Raw genomic sequence first — 19,221 nt, forward strand, 5'->3', positions numbered from 1 at the left:
CGAGGGAGGCAAACGCCATGGGCAAAGCATTTGACCCGGCATTAATCTTTGAGTTTCTCCCCAAGCTGCTGGCGTATTTGCCGGTGACGCTGTTCATCCTCGTCGCAGCACTTTTCTTTGGCTTATGGCTGGCTCTTTTGATCGCGCTGCCCCGGTTGTACAACGTGCCGGTACTCAGCCAGCTCGCAGCGATTTACGTTTCCTTTATCCGGGGAACGCCGGTATTGATCCAGTTGTTTCTCGTCTTTTACGGGCTCCCGGCGTTTTTGCAACTGTTTCATCTGGACGTTTCGCGGGCAAACCCTTTGTTTTTCGTCATTGCGACGTATTCCTTGAGCAGTGCTGCCTTTTTCTCGGAGACGATCCGCGCTGCAGTCAACAGTGTGGACCGTGGACAAATAGAAGCGGCGTACGCTGCAGGCTTGACGGGTAGGCAGGCGTTCGTACGAATCGTTTTGCCGCAAGCGGGGATGATCGCTTTTCCCAACTTTGCCAATTCCGTCATCGGGTTTCTCAAGGACACATCGCTTGCTTTCAGCATCGGCGTGATGGATATGATGGGGCGGGGGCAGACACTGATCTCGGCAACGGCGCATGCGCTCGAAGTGTATATCGGGCTGGCGATCATTTATTATCTCGTCGTAATCGTACTGGAAAAAGGCTTTGCCGGCGCAGAGCGGAGGCTGCAGAGGCATGAGAGAAAGTGGGCAAGCGCCTGACATCATTTTGCGGAAAGGGCGTATCAGATGACAATTGACATTCCGTTTATCATTACGTGCTTCTTCGAAATTGTAACGGCTCTGCCGCTCACGCTCGTCATCACGGTCATTCCGCTGATCATCGGGTTCGGGATTGGCGTGGTCACGGCACTGATGCGTATCTACAAGGTGCGGTTTCTCCACCGGATCGCCGATTTTTACGTTTCCTTTCTGCGAGGAACGCCTGTTGTGCTGCATGTGCTGATCATTTACTTTGCCCTGCCGCTTTTGATCGCCAAGCTTTCCGATCAATTCGGATGGGGTATTGACACCGCTTCGATTCCGATTCTGGTTTTTGTGCTGACGGCCTTTTCGTTGACGGCAGGTGCCTACATGTCGGAGATTATCCGCTCCGGTATTTTGTCGGTCAACCAAGGCCAGGTCGAAGCGGCTTACGCCGTCGGGATGAGCACCCGCCAAGCGCTGTGGAGGATTGTTTTGCCGCAAGCGATCGGGATCATTTTGCCGAATTTGTGCAATCTGTTCATCGGATTTTTGCACACTTCCACATTCGCTTTCACCGTCTCGCAGATGGAACTGCTCGGAAAGGCGAATGTCGTCGCCTCCGTCAATCTGAAGTTCCTGGAGGCTTTCATCGCGGCCGCGTTGATCTACTGGGGGATGACCATTATCGCTGAGAGGATCACCGCTTTTCTGGAAAAGCGTGTTACAGCGTACAACCGGGGAGGTATCGCATGATTCAACTGCAAAATATCCGCAAGTCATACGGAAGCCATGAGGTGCTGAAAGGCATCGACCTGACGGTAAACAAAGGGGATGTTGTAGTCATCCTCGGGCCAAGCGGTTCGGGAAAAACAACACTGTTGCGCTGCGTCAATTTTTTGGAGCGGCCGTCAGACGGTCAGGTGACGATCAGCGGCTTCACCGTCGATTGCAAGCAGCCGGGCAAACAGAACGTTTTGAAGCTCCGCAGAAAAACGGCGATGGTGTTTCAGCATTACAACCTGTTCAAGCACAAGACTGCTTTGGAAAATGTGATGGAAGGCCTCGTCGTCGCACAAAAGCTACCGAAAGAAGAAGCAAAGCAAAAAAGCCTCGACGTCCTGGAAAAAGTGGGGTTGTCTGACAAGATTCATCACTATCCCAGCCAGCTCTCCGGCGGACAGCAGCAGCGTGTCGGGATCGCTCGTGCACTGGCTTTGAGTCCGGAGGTGATCTTGTTTGACGAGCCGACGTCCGCTCTGGACCCGGAGCTGGTGGGCGAGGTTCTGGCGGTTATCAAAAAGATCGCGCGGGAAGGCGTGACGATGATCGTAGTCACCCATGAGATGGGATTTGCCAGAGAAGTGGCCAACCATATCGTGTTCATGGACGGCGGGGTGATCGTTGAGGAAGGCCCACCGGATGAGATTTTTTCAAATCCGAAAGAAGAGCGGACCAAACAGTTCGTGAGGCGGATTACCCCGGAGTGGAGCTACGTGATCTGAATCGTTTGGGAGGTGTTTTGCATGAGCGACCAGTTTCGTCTGGCGACAGTAAAGGACGCGGAGAAGCTTCTGGAGCTGATCAAAAGAGCGTATCAAACCATCCGGGAGCTGGAAATCGAGTTTACCGCTGTCCACGCAGATATGGAGATGATCCTCGAAAACCTGTCCGAGCATACATGCTTTGTTCTGGAGAGGGAGGGCAGGCTGCTCGCGACAATCTCTTTGCGTTCCTTGGTAGAGGTGACGGAATATCCCTTTTTGTACTGGTTTGCGGTAGACCCTGACTGCAAAAACCAGGGCATCGGCTCAAGGCTGCTCAGGTATGTGGAAGAAACGGTTGTCCGCGATACGCTGCATGCCCCTTGCGCAACGCTGGCGACATCCAGAAAGCACCCATGGCTGTTGTCGATGTACGAAAGAAACGGATATACCCCGTTTTATGAGCGGGATTTGGGTCATGATGACAAGCTTGTGTTTTTGCAAAAACGGCTCATTCACAGCCCGACTGCCGCAAGCGAAACGCACAATGAGGAGGTGTCCATTTGACGATTACAGCCGAAGATCTGCTCAGAGAAGCAGCGGAATACCATAGCAAGCTCGTCGAGATCAGGCGAGAGCTCCACAGCTATCCGGAGCTGTCCTGGGAGGAGCACCGGACGACGAGGAAAATTCGCGACACGCTCACAGAGGCCGGGATCAGCATATTGCCGCTGGCGATTCCGGTAGGCGTATTGGCAGAGATTACAGGAGCTGCGCCGGGACCCACCGTAGCGCTTCGGGCAGATATTGATGCCTTGCCGATTCAGGAGGAGAGCGGGCTGCCCTACGCTTCTTTGGTCAAGGGAAGGATGCACGCGTGCGGCCACGACTTCCACACCTCTGTGATTTTGGGAGCTGCTCTTTTACTGCAAAAACACGCGGCCAAGCTGCCTGGACGCGTTCGCTTGCTGTTTCAGCCGGCAGAGGAAAAGGGCACAGGGGCCAAAGCAATGATCGAAGCAGGAGCATTGGAAGGCGTGAGCGCCATTTTCGGGATGCACAATAAACCGGACTTGCCGGTCGGGACCATTGGACTTCTAAGCGGACCGCTGATGGCGAGTGTGGACGGCTTCAACATCACGGTTTCCGGAAAAGCGGGCCATGCCGCGGTGCCGGATGCGGCCATTGACCCGATCGTGGCCGCAAGCGCGATCGTCGGGGGATTGCAAACGGCTGTAAGCCGGAGCATCAGCCCTTTTGAAAGCGCGGTTGTCAGCGTCTGCCAATTTCACGCCGGCACGTCGTGGAATGTCATACCCGATACAGCAGCTTTGGACGGTACTGTTCGCACGTTTCATCCGCAGGTGCGGCAGAAAATACCGGAGCTGCTTGAGCGGATCGCGACCGGAATTGCAGCAGGCTTCGGAGCCCGGGCCGAACTGGAATGGTTCGCGGGTACACCGTCAGTAGACAATCACCCGGCGGCGACAGAAGTGTTTCACAGTGCAGCGGAGGCACTGCGCCTGAACGTCGTGGAGGCAAAGCCTTCGGCAGGCGGTGAAGATTTTGCCCATTATCAACAAGTCGTGCCAGGCAGCTTCGCTTGGATTGGGACCAGCGGGAGCGAAGAGTGGCATCATCCGAAATTTACTGTAAATGAAGACGCCTTGTCGCCGGGTGCCGCTCTGTTTGCACTGGCTGCCATCCATGCGCTGGAGCGGTGGGAGACGGACAACGAGCTGCAATTGGAACGGTACGCTTGACTGATCGAAAGGGGAGGAAATAGACAATGACGCAAAAAAGACAGTTGAAGCTAGGCACGATGCTGCATGGACCGGGCGGGCACGTAGCTGCATGGAGACATCCGGATGCCGTCGCGGATGCCAGCGTAAACCTTGCCTTTTACAAAAGACTGGTGAGAAAAGCGGAGGAAGGAAAGTTCGATCTTGTCTTCGTGGCGGATGGGCTATACATTACGGAAAAATCCCACCCCAATTTTTTAAACCGGTTCGAGCCGATCACCCTGCTCGCAGCATTGGCTGGTTTCAGCACTCATATCGGGCTGGTCGGGACACTCTCGACGTCTTACAGCGAACCCTTTACCGTGGCAAGACAGTTCGCCTCCATCGACCTGATCAGCAACGGTCGCGCAGGGTGGAACGCGGTCACCTCTCCATTGGAAGGCTCCGCTCTGAACTACAGCAAGCCTGCACATCCGTCGCATGAGCTGCGTTACCGCATTGCCCATGAGTTTCTCCAGGTAACCAAAGGACTGTGGGATTCGTGGGAAGATGACGCTTTTGTCCGCGACAAACAAACGGGTGTCTTTTTCCATCCGGAAAAGATGCATCGGCTGAATCACAAAGGAGAATTTTTCTCTGTCCAGGGACCGCTCAATATCGGCAGGTCCAGGCAGGGACAGCCGGTCATCTTTCAAGCGGGCTCCTCCGAAGCAGGCAAAGAGCTGGCAGCAAAAGAAGCCGATGCCGTTTTTACCAATCACGACAACATCGAGGCAGCCAAGCGCTTCTACCAGGACGTAAAGGCAAGAGCCGCCCGCTATGGCAGGGCTCCTGAAGAGATTCTCATTTTTCCGGGGATTGCCCCGATTATCGGGCACACACAGGAGGAAGCCGAGCGCAAGTACGAGCAGATTGCGGGACTGGTGCATATTGACGATGCGCTCAATTATCTGGGCAGATTCTTTGACCACTTTGATTTTTCCCAGTTTCCGCTCGACGAACCGCTTCCCGATCTGGGCGAATTGGGCAGCGAAGGCTTCAAAAGCACGACGGATTGGATCAAGCGGATAGCCAGGGAGGAAAAGCTGACGCTACGCCAGTTGGCCCTTCGCGTGACCACCCCCCGAAAAGGCTTCATCGGTACGCCCGAGCAGGTAGCCGATGAGATTCAGGAGTGGTTCGAGGCAGGAGCGGCGGACGGCTTCATGATCGGCAGCGCGGTCGTGCCGGTCGGTCTTGATGACTTTGTGGAGCTCGTCGTGCCGATCCTGCAGCAGCGCGGCTTGTTCCGCACAGAGTACGAGCATGATACATTGCGGGGAAATCTGGGGATTCCCGTACCTCCTAACCGCTATCGTTCGGGACAAAGCACTGCTTCTGAAAAAAGCAGAGCACCAGAGCTGGAGGCGAGCAAACAGTAGATAGAAAACTGGTCAACCCGTATTGTCCGAACGGCCTTTCACCACCGAATCCAGACAGACAAGGAGACAAGGAGCGAAAAGACAAATCACGTATGTAACGGTTATCCATGCCTTTCATAAGGAGGTAGCAATGTGAGCCATACAAAAATCGATATACGGCATTACCTAGCAATATACGAGCAGCTAAAGCAAGCGATTGAAGGATTGACCGAGGACGAGCTGAGGTGGAAGGAGGCGCCTGAAAAATGGAGCGTTACTGAAGTGCTGTCCCACCTGGCTGACCACAATCTCGTCGTGTCCTTTCGAATCAGGGAAATTCTCTCCGGATCAACAGCGCGGCTGCCCGGCTTTTCGCAAGATGCGTGGGTAAGCAATACGAAGGCGAATGAAGGATCAGTTGCGGAGATTCTGCGTGTATACCAAGCGTTGCTTTCCTATAATAGTGAGCTGTTTGGCAGACTTTCTGAGGATGATTGGCAGAAGAGCGGGGTTCAGGTAAACGGGAAGACTGTAAGACTGGCCGATGTTGTTCAGGCATTTATTGCCCATGTGCAATTGCATCTGGCGCAGATTGATCGGATCAAGCAAGCCTTGGCAGAGGACAAATGAACGGTAGAGAACACAAACGAAATGGAGCGATAATACAGGATGATGACAGGAGCCGGGGCAGGAAAGCTTCCCGGTTCTTTTTTCTTGCGGAGCTCTGTATCGTTTAGAACAGAATGAGCCAACTTACAAAATGTATGAAATGTTCGTCCCACTTTTATTTACTATATAACATGCGCGGGAATGGTCGCTGAAGTATGATAGTCTTCTAGAAAGTGATAATTTTTGAATATTCAAAAGGGTGTGATAATAGGATGATCTGGGATTTTCAATTCAATTTGCCGACACGTATCGAATTTGGGAATGGGAAAATCAAGGAATTGGGAAGATGCATTCGAGAATTGGGAGGCACGAAGGCGTTAGTCGTTACCGATCAAGGGATTGTCAAATCCGGTATTTTGAAAACGGTTACAGAAATGTTGGAAGCAAATGCGGTTGCATACGCCGTTTTTGATCAGGTCAAGCCGAATCCGCGCGATGTGGATTGCATGGAAGCCTATCGAATCGCCCGGGAGGGTGGCGTGGACGTCCTGATCGGACTGGGCGGAGGCAGTTCCATGGACACAGCCAAAGCGGTCGGGACACTGCTTACACACGGGGGACAGATCAGCGATTGGTACGGGCTGAATGTGCTTCAAGAGCCGATCACTCCACTGCTCTGCATCCCTACAACCGCCGGTACCGGCAGTGAAGTTACATTCTTCTCGGTCATTACGGACACGGAAACAAAGCTGAAAATGAATATTTTGGACACGCGGCTGGCACCCAGGATTGCACTGTTGGACCCAGAGCTTACAGTCACACTTCCTTCGCATGTGACGGCATCGACGGGTATGGATGCCTTGACGCATGCGATTGAAGCCTATACGTGCAACATTTCCGAGCCGATCACGGATGCGCTGGCCCTGTATGCGATCGATCAGATCGTCCGGTATCTCCCGATCGCAGTGGCTGACGGAACCAATCTGGAGGCGCGCAAACAAATGCTGGCAGCAAGCTTGATCGCCGGGATCGCTTTCGGCAACTCCGATGTCGGCGGCGTCCACTGCATGGCGGAGGCTCTCGGCGGATTGTATGACACGCCACATGGAGTGGCCAACTCGATGCTCCTGCCGTTCGTATTTGAATACAACATCCCTGCAGATCCCGAGAAGCATGCCGTCGTGGCTGAACGCCTCGGAGCGGTGAGAGGAGATCGATCGGCAGAGGAGACGGCGCGAGAGGGTGTCCGGCTGTTGAAGAAGCTTGCTGAGACCGTGCACATTCCGAAAATGAAGGACCTGGGAAATGTGAATCCGGACGACTTTTTGTATCTGGCAGAAGCGGCGACGCAGAATGTGTCGGCTCCGAGCAACCCGCGTCCAGCGACGAAGGAAGATTACTTGCGCCTTTTCCGTATGGCTTACGAGGGATAGTATTTGCACAAAAATCGGATGAGAAGGATGATTGCCTATGAGTGAATTAAAATTGAATCGCACGCTCGGCTTCTGGGCCGCTTATTCCGCTTCGGTAGGACTTGTCGTTTCCGGGACTGCGATGGTGGCGCTCGGAAATGGCTACGGCGTGAGCGGCCCTGCGTACAGCATAGTCGCCTTTGGAGCGCTGATCGTGATTTTATGCGTGGCATTGTCCTACTCGGAAATGGCGGCAATGATCCCCGGAGCGGGAATGGTCGGGGAGTACACGCTCCCCGCACTGGGCAAGCTCCCCGCCTTGTTTGCCGTACTGGCAGGATATATCGTGCTTGTCGGCACCGATGGAGGAACAAACATGATCGTGGGCGGACAATCTCTGGAGGCGCTGACGGGGATACCTTGGTATGTGTGCGTCTCTGTGATATTGATCTTTCTCGTTCTGGTCAATCTGATGGGGGTCGCCGTGTTCGGGAAAGTACAGTCCATACTGGCCATCGGCATGATGACGCTTCTAGGCGTACTGGGGCTGTGGGGACTTACTGGCATCGGCACGATGGAGCCCTTGGCCGTGCAGCCGCCCTTCTCGCCGTTGAGCTGGCAGGAGCAGGCAGGGACGCTGGGACTTGCCATCTGGCTTTTCATCGGGATGGAATTTGTTGCGCCGCTGGCTGAAGAGGTAAAAAATCCAGGAAGAACGATTCCGATCGCCATGCTGTTCGGATGCTTCACCATCTGGCTGGTCGACCTGTTCTTTGGTCTTGGCGTCACCAAGTACATCGCGCTGGATGTGCTCGCACAATCCACGATTCCGCATGTAGCCGGTGCCGAGGCCATGCTGGGCAAGCCCGGTCTTGTCATTATGAGTATCGTCTCGATCCTGGCAGCCGTGACCACCTGTGACACCTATCTCGTGGCGGTACCCCGCATGCTGTACGGCTTGTCCAAGGAAGGCTTGCTGCCCAAGGTATTCGCCTGGCTTCATCCGAAAACACGCACGCCCTGGTACGGCATCTTTTTCGTCGTCGGTCTGATTCTGATCGTCCTTGTTTATGCGTTCGTCAATAATGCCAACATTGATTTTGTCACGATGATGATTGCTGTGGCATGCGGCACCTGGCTGATGTCGTACATGATCACACAGATTGACGTCATCGTCTTGCGGATCAAGTATCCTGATGCTGTACGGCCTTTTAAAACGCCGCTTTACCCGATTCCGCAGATCGTCGGCATCATCGCCTGCATGTACATGATCTACACGCAGTATCAGGACCCGCGCGTCCTCACGATTTCACTTTACGTCATCGCTGCGATCATCTTGTTTGGGATCATCTACCTGAAGGCAACGGGTCAAAAACTGTTTGAACCGGTTCCACTGGAAAAGGTATACGACGGGATTCGCAAAAGAAGCGAGCTGGATACAGCGATTGGCGGCCATGAAAGTGACGCAAAACTTTCATCGTAAAAGGAGCTGAACACCTGGATGGGGCTGTATACAGTCATCGACCACCGCGCATTCAAAACCCTACACCTGATTGCTGGCGAGTTTCAATCTTACGCGCCGATCGGGAATGTCAGCAACGGCCGCATACAACTGGATGGTTCCAGAATCGGAGTGGAGGAGCTGAGCGCTTCCTACAAGATCATCAACAAGTGGATGGGGAGAGTCTATATTTACACATGGATGTGGACACTGCACGACAAGGGACCTGAAGAAGATTTGGTTATAAAATGCGAATTTTCTGGTAAAATGAAAACGGGCAGGCAAGTCCGCTTTTTCTCGAAATCACATGCCCCTCTCGTTGAATGGCTCAATCAGGACAAGCGCATCAAGGAGCTCTGTAATTCGATCGACTATGAGCTGCTCGAGCTTCGTTACAGCAGCCGGGAACAGCGATGGAGGGTCGAGATGCGTCCCAATTACGGCGACTTCATCTGGATTCTGCTCCCCCCTGTGAAATATGCCCGCAAGCCAAAACCTCAAGAAATTCAAGATACGATGAGCTTGATCAAACGTCTGGCAAAGCTGATCAAAAAGGAAGAAAGAGGTGTGTAAACAGATGGCTGCAAATTCGTTTTTGACTGATCCGCGAACCGTTCAGAAGATGTACATCGACGGACAATGGGTATTGGGTTCAGACAATCAGACGAGAGAAGTCATCAACCCGGCCAACGGGGAGGTGATCGGTCTCGTCACCGAAGGGACAAGAGACGATGCGAGAAAGGCGGTACAGGCAGCGCGGCGGGCTTTTGACAAGGACGGGTGGCAAGAGAGCAAGGCGCGTGACAGGGCGGCGCTTCTGCATAAGATCGCCGATCTGCTGGAACAGCGCGTGGAAGAGTTCGCCTCACTGGATACGCTGAACAATGGCAAGCCGCTCCGCGAGTCCCGCTATGACGTGAGCGACGCGGTCAATCAATTCCGCTACTACGCCGGACTTTGCACGAAGCCTCACGGGATCACCTACGATGTTCCGGACGAGATGCAGTCGATGGTCGTCCGCGAGCCGATCGGTGTTGTCGGGCAGATTATTCCATGGAACTACCCGCTGGTCATGGCAACGCAAAAAATCGCACCCGCGATTGCCGCCGGCTGCGCCATCGTGATCAAGCCTGCGGAACAAACGCCGCTTTCCTTGATCCGGCTGTTCGAAATCATCGATCAAGTCGGTTTTCCGCCGGGCGTGATCAATCTCGTGCTCGGAGCAGGGGAAACGGTCGGTGCGGAGCTGGCGGAAAATCCGCTCGTGGACAAGGTTGCATTCACCGGCGGAACGGATACGGGCATCAAAATCATGAAGGCGGCTGCGGATACGATCAAAAAAGTGGGGCTGGAGCTTGGCGGGAAATCCCCCAATATCGTGTTTGCCGACGCGGATTTTGAAACGGCTGTAGACTATGCGCTCTACGCGATCTTTGCCAATCAGGGCGAGGTATGCTCCGCGGGCTCGCGGCTGCTGCTGGAGGCAAGCATCTACGACCGCTTTGTCGAGGAATTGGTTGCCCGGGCCAAGACGATCAAAGTGGGGCCGGGAACGGACGAAGAGACGGAGATGGGGCCACTCATCACCGAAGAGCATATGAATCGCGTTCTCTCCTATATCGAGACGGGAATAAAGGAAGGGGCCACTCTGCTTTGCGGGGGCCGTCGACTGATGGAAAACGGGTTGGACCGGGGATTCTTTGTCGAACCGACGATCTTCACCAATACGACTCCTGACATGAGGATCGTGCAAGAGGAGATTTTCGGCCCCGTATTGGTCATCCAGACCTTTACTGCCGAGGAAGAGGCGATCGAGCTGGCAAACGGCACTCGGTACGGACTGGCCGGGGCAGTGTTCACCTCGGATGTTGCCAAAGCGCACCGGGTCATTCGCAAGCTGCGGGCCGGGATTACCTGGATCAACACGTACCATCCCACCTACAACGAAGCGCCGTGGGGCGGATACAAACAGAGCGGGATCGGGCGCGAGCTGGGTACGTACGGCTTTGAAGAGTATTTGGAGATCAAGCAAATCAATGTCAATTTGCAAGTAGAACCGAGCGGGTGGTTCCAGAAAAGATAAGCAGCAATACGAGCAAATCGGCCCTGGCGACAAGGCCGATTTTTTTTCTAAGCTAGTACGGCTTTTCCTTTAATACAAATTGTCTTCTAGTAAGCTAGTACGGCTTCTCCTGATAGAAGAAGTTTGGCGTATGCCACGTATTGTCGTACAGCTTGTGAAAAATATGGGTCGTTGCCGGAGAAACAGGGGGAATGAGCCATGTCCAATCTCCCGTAACCGCACGTCCGGACGACTGCTCCTGCTGTTCAAACAGCTTGAACTGTTGGGCAGCTGTATGATGGTCCACGATGCTCACGCCTGCTTCTTTATAGGAATGATGAACGGCAACATTCAACTCAAGCAGCGCCTTGTCTTTCCAAAAGGACGTGTTGGTCGAAGTGTCCAACTTCATGTAAGCAGCCACTGTCGGGAGGAGATTGAACCGATCCTCGTCCGCAAAATTGCGCGCCCCGATCTCGGTCTCCATATACCAGCCGTTGAAAGGGGCAGCGGAGTAGTGAATGCCGCCCACCTCGAGGCGCATCTCCGAGATGATCGGCACCGCATACCATTGCAGGGCCAGCTCCTCAAACCACGAATACTCGGGATGCTTGATCGGAACCTCCAAAATGAGCTGTTTTGGAATCTCGAACCATGCGGGAGTCCGATCCCCGATCTGGATGACCAGCGGCAGGATTTCATAAGGCTGCCGCTTTGCTTCCCAGCCTAATTCCAGACAAGCCTTTGTAAACGGAACGGAATGAGGGTCTCCGATCACGCCTTCAGCCGTCTCAAAGCCCGCATACCGGATGAGCTGGTGGTTCCATATTCGTATTTGCTGCTGCTTGTTGCTTGCGGGGCGGAATACAGTGATCGCAGGCCTGATTTTTCCGTTGTTGGTGGCATACTCGATATGGCGGTAGAGGGCATCGCGGATTTCTTCTTCCGTAGACGCGCTTCTGGCATCGAAGAGGTGGATCGTATTCCAAAACAATCTGCCGATGCAGCGATTGCTGTTCCGCCATGCCGCTTTTACACCGTAGTGAAGCTCTTCATATGTATGTTCATAAGAGCCGGTTTCTTGAATTTCTCTCGCAATCTCCTGTATACGTGCTTCCCTTTCTGTATCGGGTTTACCCAAGAACGAGTAGCATTCCTGGATAAACGTCCGGGCTTCTTCTGCTAATTGATGCGCGATGGTTCTCACCCCTTGTGCTTGAAAAAAAGTTTCGTGTACCGTCCAAGCGTTTTCAATCAAGCTTTAGGATAGCACGGGAATAAGCCGACCACAAATGAAGAGAGCATGAACGTTGTCCGAACTTTTTTTGACACTTTCGGTGATAAAGAAAGCAGACTCTCAGCCTGATATCAAGCGAAGAGTCTGCTTTTCACTTTATAGACTTGCCTTCTTACAAACGAAAACGGGTGACTTGCTCCCACTGGTTTTCCTTTTCCAGTATTTCCTTTTGCTTCGGTCCCATAAGGTCGAAGTGGGGGAAAGGGGGACGGTCGTGGATATAAACAGGGTTCAGGCCGTTGGCTACACACCAATCTGTCAACCGCTGCCTGTCCGAACAACCGACCTTGGTCACCGTCCTGATGCCAGGAAAACGGGGATCATGCCAATAATGCGTGATAAAGGCAATCTCGCCCCGGGAAACCGACTGTTTCCACTCGTTCAATTCTTCCCTGGAAATCCCAAATGCCATGCAGCGTCATCCTTTTAGTTTTGCATTACAAAATCGCGGTCCACTTTTTCGTTCTCGTGGAAAACACGCAGTATTTCGTAGCGTGTGTTGCGCTGCGCCGGAATATTCCCGGTCTCGCGGATCAGGCGAAGGATCAGATCGATATTTACCTTATGCGTCGTACCTGCGGCGGACACGACGTTTTCCTCGATCATTGTGCTGCCAAAATCGTTGACGCCGTAGGACAGGGCCAGCTTGCCGATTTCTGGTCCCATCGTGACCCAGGAGGCTTGAAGGTTGTCGATATTATCCAGCATGATCCGGTTGATTGCGACCATTTTCAAGTACTCTTCCGGTTTGGATTTTTCCCGCTGGAGATTGGTGTTCTCCGGCTGGAACGGCCAGACGATGAATGCGGTAAAGCCTTTCGAAGAATATCCGTTGGCTTTGCATTCGTCCTGGGCATCACGTACGCGCAGCATATGTAACGCGCGCTCTTCCATCGATTCGCCGAAGCCGTAGACCATCGTCGCGGTCGTATTCATGCCGATCTTGTGGGCGGCTTTCATGACATCCATCCAGTCTGTCCAGGAGCCTTTGAGCCGGCTGATTTTCTTGCGCGTGCGGTCATCGAGGATCTCGCCGCCGCCGCCCGGCAGGGAATCGAGTCCTGCTTCATGGAGCTGGCGAAGCACTTCTTCCAGAGACAGGCCGGAAAGCTGTTTCATTTTTTGAATTTCCGCTGGCGAGAAGGAGTGCATGATGATTTGCGGGAAGCGTTGTTTGATTTTGCGCAGCAGGTCCAAATAATATTGGAACGGAAGATCAGGGTTGACGCCACCCTGCATCAAAATTTCATCTCCGCCCACGTCTACGGTCTCCTGAATTTTTTGCAGGATCGTCTCATCCGAAAGCACGTAGCCTTCTTTGGAGCCCGGAGGCCGGTAAAAGGCGCAAAAACGGCAGTATACGTCACAAACGTTGGTGTAGTTGATGTTTCGTCCAATGTTGAACGTAACGATCGGGTCAGGATGCCGCCGTTTCTTCAGTTCGTTGGCGACATGTCCCATTTTTTCGATTTCGTCTGATTCCAAAAGTGTGATACATTCCTCAAGCCCAATGCGATCGCCACGCAGCGCTTTGTCCAGAACGCGGTCCACTGTCTGCATTTCGCAGGCCTCCTTTAATTCCTTTCAGATTTGAATCCTTCCGAATTTCTTAAATCGACTTATCCTACCATACAACTTGAAATTCGTCATCCCGTATTTGATGGCCGGATGTCAAGGTGCTGCAGTCACTTCCTCAAACTCCATTATAACGCCTCCGCCTTTTAATCGAGACTGAAAAATTGTAGATATGGAGACAACGGGAAAAGAAATGGAGCCAAGACGCTTTCATCGTCACTTGGAAATAAGTCTCTTGGGCATACTTGATGTATGAGGAGGGTGAAGATGGAAGCTGCCAAACCGAAAGTCATTCACAAACGCAGGCGCGCAAAGGATTTACTGATACGCGCTTTTTTCATCTGCTTGGGCGCAATTCTCGTTTCCGTAGCCTTGGAAATTTTTTTAGTGCCAAATAACATCATTGATGGCGGAATTACGGGCATTTCGATTATGCTTTCTCACCTGACCGGCATCAAGCTCGGGATTTTCCTGTTTCTGCTCAATCTTCCCTTCTTGTTTATCGGGTACAAACAGATCGGGAAGACCTTTGCCATCTCCACCTTGATCGGCGTACTGGTCATGTCGGTTGGGACGGCCTTTCTCATACCGGTCCCTGTACTGACCCACGATCTGCTGCTGTCTGCTGTATTTGGCGGGATTATCCTGGGAATCGGGATCGGGATGGTCATACGTGCAGGCGGCTCCCTGGATGGGACCGAAATCGTTGCCATTTTGATTACGAAGCAGTCTCCGTTTTCTGTCGGAGAGATCGTCATGGTCTTCAACATCTTTATTCTGGGGAGCGCCGGCTTTATCTTCGGGTGGGATAAAGCGATGTATTCGCTGATCGCCTACTACATTGCCTTCAAAATGATTGACATTACCATTGAAGGCCTGGATCAATCCCGGTCCGTCTGGATTATCAGCGAGGAGTACACTGAGATCGGAGATGCATTGACAGCGCGGTTAGGGCGGGGAGTTACCTACCTGGAAGGCGAGGGCGGGTATTCGGGCGAGTACAAGAAGGTCATTTTTTGCGTCATCACCAGGCTGGAGGAAGCAAAACTCAAGTCCATCGTGGAAGAAATCGATTCCTCCGCGTTTCTCGCGATCGGAAACATTCACGATGTCAGGGGAGGGCGGTTCAAGAAAAAGAACATCCACTGATACCGCACACAGTCCGACATGCTGACACCGGTTCCAAATGACTGGATACATCTGGTTGACACCAATCCTCGGCTCCGATATATTGGTTTCATGAAAACGATAAAACCATTGGACCGACCCGTGCTGCGAGATCAAATTTACGAACATCTGAAAAAAGCCATCATTACATTGGAGCTGGAGCCTGGGCAGCGAATCAAGGACAGCGATTTGGCGGCGACATTTGGCGTGAGCCGGACACCTGTGCGTGAAGCCTTGAAAAGGCTGGAAGACGAGGGACTCGTCGAATCGTCGCCAGGATCGCTGACCCGAATCACTCCGATCGATATGAAGGAGGCGAAGCACGCTTTTACAGTCGTGGCTACCTTGCACGCTCTGGCTGCACGCCTGGCGGTGCCTTTGTTGACAGACAACGAGTTTGCTGCGATGGAAAGGGAAAACCGCAAGCTCCAGCAGGCTCTCGATGTACAGGATATGACCCGAGCGGTTGAGGCGGATGACGCTTTTCATCAAATCGTCCTGGACGCTTCCGGAAACCGGGAAATCGAACTGGCGCTGGAGCGGATCATTCCCAAAATCAGACGGCTGGAATTTGCCAAGTTTGGTTCTCTGGAAGGGCTGACCTCGGTAGAACAGCACGCCGCGATCATCCAAGCGTGTAAATCGCGAGAAGTGAGTGCAGCCGCCCATTTAATGGAGGAAAATTGGCTGAGCTTAGGAAGAATACTTACGCGTGAATCGTAAGGGCTCCCGACAGATGACGGTCGGGAGCTTTTTTCTTTTTATTTCCAGTTATTTCTGAAAAAACATTGAACATAAAACTGATATCCGATATATTGGTTTTATACATAGAGAGAAGCCTATACTGTGAAAATCAAAACGATCGTTTCTCGATCAGGGAAAAGAGGGATTGTGGATGGCTGCCAACCAGACTCCTGCACAAGCTTTTGAAGTCCATGACGCAAGCGTGCTGAAATGGGCCCGCGATGTATTGGATCGCTGTTCTTCACCGCGGGTGATGCAGACGGAAGTGATACAAGCGGTGGAAAGAAATGCTGTCTGGAGAGGGGAGGAATGTCTGAATTTGCTTGCGCCCGAAGCGCCGACCAGCCCGACTGTCCGCAGGCTCTTGGCATCAGAGGTGGGGACCCGTGCAGCGGAAGGACATATCGGCCCGACGGAACGTTGGTTCGCCGGTACGAAGTACATCGACGAGATCGAGGCACTATGCGTGGAGCTCTTGAAAGAGGTCTTCCAGTGCAAGTACGCGGACCATCGGCTTGTAGCCAGCATGCTCGGAAACATGACGGTATACGCGGCTTTGACGAAGCCCGGCGATCCTGTCATGACGATTGCACAGCCGTTCGGCGGGCACTCAAGCAATCGGATCGATGGTCCGGCAGGTATTCGCGGTCTGCACATTCACGATGTTCCGATGGACCCGGTTGAGCTGGAAGTCGATTTGGAGGCGTTTGCCCAGGCAGCCAGACAAGTACAGCCGCGCCTCGTTGCATTAGGTGCCTCGATGACGCTGTTCCCGTTTCCGATCCGGGAAATGGCGGACATCGTCTCGGAATGGGGCGGCAAAATCTTTTTTGATGGCGCTCATCAGCTCGGCTTGATCGCCGGAGGGCAATTCCAGAACCCGCTGAAAGAAGGCGCGTGCGTCCTGACAGGCTCTGCCGGAAAAACCTTTAGCGGACCGCAAAGCGGCATTATCGTCTGGGATGATCCCGAGCTCACAAAGCCAATCACAGATGCTGTCTTTCCGGCACTGGCTGCCACGCATCAGGTCAATCGCGTCGCGGCACTGGCTGCCGCAGCAGCCGAGTTTTTGGCTTTTGGCAAGGAATACATGGCTCAAATCGTGAGCAACGCGCAGGCACTGGGAAAAGCATTGAGCGAGCGGGGCATCACGGTCCTCGGAGCACATAAAGGATTCACGCGAACCCATCAGATCATCCTTGATGTCCGCGCTTTTGGCGGCGGTCTTGAGGTCGCGCAGGAATTGGCCAAAGCCAATATCATCACCAACAAAAATTTGATTCCCTGCGACAAATCGACGGATTGGGATCATCCAAGCGGCTTGCGGATCGGGACGACCGAGGTGACCCGATTGGGCATGAAGGAGGCGGAAATGGAGTCGATCGCCGAACTGATTGTGACTGTACTGGAAAAAAGAGAGCCGCTCGAGGTTACGCGCAAGCGGGTTGTCGAGATGCGTTCCGCCTATCAGAAGATCCACTACTGCTTTGATGGACAGTAGACAGCGCTAAGGAAAATGCAGTCTGGACCGAATGGAAAATAGGAAGCCTTCTGGCTGTTGCCGGAAGGCTTCTTTTTGGTGCGCCCAGCATGGGCGATAGCTATAGGGTGAAAGTCCCGAACGGGGGTTGGCTGTACCAACCGTTAGCTCAAGGCAAGGGTGTCGACCGCGAGGTCGAATCTGAAGGAAGCCGGCGGCAAAATCCCGACCTGAGGTACACGAACCCAATTTGAGGCTGTTGTATCCGGGCGAGTCTGCCAAACAAGACAAAGCCCCATACAGCCAAGGGATACAGTAGTAAACTTGGGCAGGTACATGGGATGAAAGTTATCGTTCTTACCTGGGGAGGTCTGCATGAAACGCCTTCAACTGTTGGTAACCGTCTCCGTAAGGAGACGCTGAACATGCAGAAGTCAGCAGAGGCCATAGTACCCGAGTAGAGGACGCTTGAATGGGGAAGGGCCGAACATCAAGTCAGCATGCGATCCATGTCTTTTGATACGGTACGTCGAAGCAGAATTCTGTCAAGGAACTACTTTTGAAGAGCAGGGGTGAAGCCCCGAGGGTACAAAAGAGGGCTGAGTATCGTACAGCAAGCACGGAGTCCGCATGTGCGAAGGAAGGAACATCATTATGGATTTGCTGGAAAAAGTCTTATCACGGGAAAACTTACGGATGGCACTCCAACGAGTGGAGGAAAACAAAGGTGTCGGTGGAGTCGATGGTGTTTCAACCGAACAACTACGCGATTATCTACGTGAACACTGGCAAGCCATCCGCGAGAAGATGGAAAGGGGAACCTATAGACCTTCACCTGTTCGCAGAGTCGAAATCCCGAAACCTGACGGTGGTGTAAGGTTATTAGGCATTCCCACCGTGGTAGACCGCTTTATTCAGCAGGCCATCCTCCAAGTGTTAACGCCGATCTTCGACCCCACCTTCTCGGAATCTAGCTATGGGTTCCGTCCAAAACGTAGCGCTCACATGGCAGTAAGGAAAGCGCAAGCGTATATCTCCGAAGGATATCGTTTCGTGGTGGACATCGATCTAGAGAAATTCTTTGATCGCGTAAATCATGATATTCTAATGAGCCGTGTGGCTCGAAAAGTTCAGGACAAGAGAATTTTAAGACTGATTCGTTCCTACTTGAATGCGGGGATCATGATAAATGGCGTCTGTACAACATCAAGTGAAGGAACACCGCAAGGTGGGCCGTTAAGCCCACTTTTGGCAAATATCCTACTTGATGATTTGGACAAGGAACTCGAAAAGAGAGGCCACCGTTTCTGCCGCTACGCAGACGATTGTAATATCTACGTGAAAACAAAACGGGCAGGGGAACGAGTAAAGAAGAGTATTCAAAACCACTTGGAGAAGGTACTAAGGCTAAAAGTAAATGAGGAGAAAAGCGCGATAGACCGACCATGGAAACGAAAATTCTTGGGCTTTAGTTTTACCTTTGCAAAACAGACAAGGATTCGCATCCACCCCAAATCCCTCCTCAAGCTAAAAGAGAAAATCCGCACGATCACGAATCCGGTGTGGAGCATCTCGATGGAGAAGCGGATTGAAAGAATAAATCAGTACCTCATGGGCTGGATTGGATATTTCGCCCTTGCAGACGCGAAGGGCATTCTACAATCCATTGAGGAATGGACAAGGCGCAGGCTCCGTCTTTGTTTGTGGATGCAGTGGAAACGCGTGAGAACCAGATATCGAGAACTTCGTTCTCTTGGCATATCTCACGTAAAAGCCATTGAAATTGCAAATACCCGCAAGGGTGCATGGCGTACCACAAAATCTCCGCATATACACAAAGCCCTCGGCATTGCCTACTGGCAACAACAAGGGCTGAAAAGCTTAGTGCAACGATATTCTCAAATTCGTCAAGCTTGGTGAACCGCCGTATACCGAACGGTACGTACGGTGGTGTGAGAGGACGGGGGTTAGTCGCCCCCTCCTACTCGATTTTTGCTATATGCGAGCAGGTTCCACAAACCGACAAAAATCACAAGGAAACGAAGGT

At 52.8% G+C, this 19,221-nt stretch carries 18 protein-coding genes; 15 read left to right on the top strand and 3 right to left on the bottom strand.

Going from position 1 to position 19,221, the window contains the following annotated elements; genetic code table 11:
* The first annotated feature begins 17 nt into the window (after positions 1–17).
* The 11 genes from NSQ24_RS13330 to NSQ24_RS13380 all read left to right on the top strand — a co-directional run bounded on the left by NSQ24_RS13330 (position 18) and on the right by NSQ24_RS13380 (position 10,932).
* A complete protein-coding gene (locus NSQ24_RS13330) occupies positions 18–719 on the top strand; it encodes an amino acid ABC transporter permease (RefSeq protein ID WP_338461093.1) in 702 nt (233 codons plus the stop codon).
* A gap of 27 nt (positions 720–746) precedes the next feature.
* The gene (locus NSQ24_RS13335; protein ID WP_024984745.1) at positions 747–1,457 is read left to right on the top strand and encodes an amino acid ABC transporter permease; all 711 of its coding nucleotides are present in this window, start codon (positions 747–749) and stop codon (positions 1,455–1,457) included.
* Positions 1,454–2,206: an amino acid ABC transporter ATP-binding protein gene (locus NSQ24_RS13340; RefSeq protein ID WP_024984744.1), complete on the top strand. Its 753-nt coding sequence runs from the start codon at positions 1,454–1,456 to the stop codon at positions 2,204–2,206. The genes NSQ24_RS13335 and NSQ24_RS13340 overlap by 4 nt, the downstream gene beginning before the upstream one ends.
* 21 nt (positions 2,207–2,227) lie before the next feature.
* Positions 2,228–2,752 (top strand): GNAT family N-acetyltransferase, encoded by a 525-nt coding sequence (locus NSQ24_RS13345; protein WP_338461089.1) that lies wholly within the window; start codon positions 2,228–2,230, stop codon positions 2,750–2,752.
* 2 nt (positions 2,753–2,754) lie between these two features.
* A complete protein-coding gene (locus NSQ24_RS13350) occupies positions 2,755–3,948 on the top strand; it encodes an amidohydrolase (RefSeq protein ID WP_311068471.1) in 1,194 nt (397 codons plus the stop codon).
* 26 nt (positions 3,949–3,974) lie between these two features.
* The gene (locus NSQ24_RS13355) at positions 3,975–5,348 is read left to right on the top strand and encodes an LLM class flavin-dependent oxidoreductase (protein WP_003386830.1); all 1,374 of its coding nucleotides are present in this window, start codon (positions 3,975–3,977) and stop codon (positions 5,346–5,348) included.
* Positions 5,349–5,480: 132 nt separating this feature from the next.
* Entirely contained in the window at positions 5,481–5,957 is a 477-nt protein-coding gene (locus tag NSQ24_RS13360; protein WP_024984740.1) for a DinB family protein, read from the top strand.
* A 251-nt stretch (positions 5,958–6,208) separates the two neighbouring features.
* The gene (locus NSQ24_RS13365) at positions 6,209–7,369 is read left to right on the top strand and encodes an iron-containing alcohol dehydrogenase (protein ID WP_031933342.1); all 1,161 of its coding nucleotides are present in this window, start codon (positions 6,209–6,211) and stop codon (positions 7,367–7,369) included.
* 37 nt (positions 7,370–7,406) lie between these two features.
* Complete coding sequence (locus tag NSQ24_RS13370) at positions 7,407–8,831, top strand: APC family permease (RefSeq protein ID WP_031933343.1); 1,425 nt, start codon at positions 7,407–7,409, stop codon at positions 8,829–8,831.
* Positions 8,832–8,849: 18 nt separating this feature from the next.
* Positions 8,850–9,422, top strand: a complete 573-nt coding sequence (locus tag NSQ24_RS13375; protein WP_024984737.1) for a hypothetical protein — start codon at positions 8,850–8,852, stop codon at positions 9,420–9,422.
* Positions 9,423–9,426: 4 nt separating this feature from the next.
* Entirely contained in the window at positions 9,427–10,932 is a 1,506-nt protein-coding gene (locus tag NSQ24_RS13380) for an aldehyde dehydrogenase family protein (RefSeq protein ID WP_003386825.1), read from the top strand.
* Between the two features lie 94 nt (positions 10,933–11,026).
* Here the strand turns inward: NSQ24_RS13380 and NSQ24_RS13385 are convergent, their stop codons facing one another.
* From NSQ24_RS13385 to mqnC, 3 genes are all read right to left on the bottom strand, one after another.
* Positions 11,027–12,109, bottom strand: coding sequence for a nitric oxide synthase oxygenase (locus NSQ24_RS13385; protein WP_031933345.1), 1,083 nt, complete (start codon positions 12,107–12,109; stop codon positions 11,027–11,029).
* A 211-nt stretch (positions 12,110–12,320) separates the two neighbouring features.
* Positions 12,321–12,620, bottom strand: coding sequence for a hypothetical protein (locus NSQ24_RS13390; protein ID WP_003386822.1), 300 nt, complete (start codon positions 12,618–12,620; stop codon positions 12,321–12,323).
* Positions 12,621–12,634: 14 nt separating this feature from the next.
* A complete protein-coding gene (gene mqnC, locus NSQ24_RS13395; protein WP_003386821.1) occupies positions 12,635–13,768 on the bottom strand; it encodes a cyclic dehypoxanthinyl futalosine synthase in 1,134 nt (377 codons plus the stop codon).
* Positions 13,769–14,050: 282 nt separating this feature from the next.
* Here mqnC and NSQ24_RS13400 point away from each other — a divergent pair, with 282 nt between their 5' ends.
* The 4 genes from NSQ24_RS13400 to ltrA all read left to right on the top strand — a co-directional run bounded on the left by NSQ24_RS13400 (position 14,051) and on the right by ltrA (position 19,094).
* Positions 14,051–14,932, top strand: coding sequence for a YitT family protein (locus NSQ24_RS13400; protein ID WP_024984734.1), 882 nt, complete (start codon positions 14,051–14,053; stop codon positions 14,930–14,932).
* Between the two features lie 90 nt (positions 14,933–15,022).
* Positions 15,023–15,673, top strand: a complete 651-nt coding sequence (locus tag NSQ24_RS13405) for a GntR family transcriptional regulator (RefSeq protein WP_024984733.1) — start codon at positions 15,023–15,025, stop codon at positions 15,671–15,673.
* A gap of 172 nt (positions 15,674–15,845) precedes the next feature.
* The gene (locus tag NSQ24_RS13410; RefSeq protein WP_003386818.1) at positions 15,846–17,195 is read left to right on the top strand and encodes a serine hydroxymethyltransferase; all 1,350 of its coding nucleotides are present in this window, start codon (positions 15,846–15,848) and stop codon (positions 17,193–17,195) included.
* A 633-nt stretch (positions 17,196–17,828) separates the two neighbouring features.
* Positions 17,829–19,094, top strand: a complete 1,266-nt coding sequence (gene ltrA / locus NSQ24_RS13415; RefSeq protein WP_024985202.1) for a group II intron reverse transcriptase/maturase — start codon at positions 17,829–17,831, stop codon at positions 19,092–19,094.
* Positions 19,095–19,221: the final 127 nt, after the last annotated feature.

The sequence above is a fragment of the Brevibacillus sp. FSL L8-0520 genome, from assembly GCF_037963895.1.
Lineage (GTDB): Bacteria > Bacillota > Bacilli > Brevibacillales > Brevibacillaceae > Brevibacillus > Brevibacillus borstelensis.

Excerpts from the sequence above, each read along its gene's own strand:
- NSQ24_RS13330 (WP_338461093.1), top strand. The coding sequence starts at position 18 with ATGGGCAAAGCATTTGACCCGGCATTAATCTTTGAGTTTCTCCCCAAG.
- NSQ24_RS13335 (WP_024984745.1), top strand. The coding sequence starts at position 747 with ATGACAATTGACATTCCGTTTATCATTACGTGCTTCTTCGAAATTGTA.
- NSQ24_RS13340 (WP_024984744.1), top strand. The coding sequence starts at position 1,454 with ATGATTCAACTGCAAAATATCCGCAAGTCATACGGAAGCCATGAGGTG.
- NSQ24_RS13345 (WP_338461089.1), top strand. The coding sequence starts at position 2,228 with ATGAGCGACCAGTTTCGTCTGGCGACAGTAAAGGACGCGGAGAAGCTT.
- NSQ24_RS13355 (WP_003386830.1), top strand. The coding sequence starts at position 3,975 with ATGACGCAAAAAAGACAGTTGAAGCTAGGCACGATGCTGCATGGACCG.
- NSQ24_RS13365 (WP_031933342.1), top strand. The coding sequence starts at position 6,209 with ATGATCTGGGATTTTCAATTCAATTTGCCGACACGTATCGAATTTGGG.
- NSQ24_RS13370 (WP_031933343.1), top strand. The coding sequence starts at position 7,407 with ATGAGTGAATTAAAATTGAATCGCACGCTCGGCTTCTGGGCCGCTTAT.
- NSQ24_RS13375 (WP_024984737.1), top strand. The coding sequence starts at position 8,850 with ATGGGGCTGTATACAGTCATCGACCACCGCGCATTCAAAACCCTACAC.
- NSQ24_RS13380 (WP_003386825.1), top strand. The coding sequence starts at position 9,427 with ATGGCTGCAAATTCGTTTTTGACTGATCCGCGAACCGTTCAGAAGATG.
- NSQ24_RS13390 (WP_003386822.1), bottom strand. The coding sequence starts at position 12,620 with ATGGCATTTGGGATTTCCAGGGAAGAATTGAACGAGTGGAAACAGTCG.
- mqnC (WP_003386821.1), bottom strand. The coding sequence starts at position 13,768 with ATGCAGACAGTGGACCGCGTTCTGGACAAAGCGCTGCGTGGCGATCGC.
- NSQ24_RS13400 (WP_024984734.1), top strand. The coding sequence starts at position 14,051 with ATGGAAGCTGCCAAACCGAAAGTCATTCACAAACGCAGGCGCGCAAAG.
- NSQ24_RS13405 (WP_024984733.1), top strand. The coding sequence starts at position 15,023 with ATGAAAACGATAAAACCATTGGACCGACCCGTGCTGCGAGATCAAATT.
- NSQ24_RS13410 (WP_003386818.1), top strand. The coding sequence starts at position 15,846 with ATGGCTGCCAACCAGACTCCTGCACAAGCTTTTGAAGTCCATGACGCA.
- ltrA (WP_024985202.1), top strand. The coding sequence starts at position 17,829 with ATGGATTTGCTGGAAAAAGTCTTATCACGGGAAAACTTACGGATGGCA.